1 pseudogene is annotated in these 223 nt (G+C 61.4%); it reads left to right on the top strand.

Annotation, left to right across the window (positions count from 1 at the left end):
- Positions 1-223: pseudogene (locus tag AC2YI2_RS35340) on the top strand (chemotaxis protein CheA); the annotation flags it as partial.

Raw genomic sequence — 223 nt, forward strand, 5'->3', positions numbered from 1 at the left:
AGACGGGCAAGGAGATCGAGCTTATCACCGAAGGCGAGACGACCGAAGTCGACAAGACGGTCATAGACCGCCTGGCTGATCCGCTCGTCCACCTCGTCCGCAACTCGATCGACCACGGGCTCGAAAAGCCCGAGGATCGTATCGCAGCCGGCAAGCCGCCCAAGGGTCAGGTTATCCTCTCGGCCCATCAGACCGGCGGCGAAGTGATCATCACGATCAGGGA

Source organism: Rhizobium sp. SRI_017 (assembly GCF_057586295.1).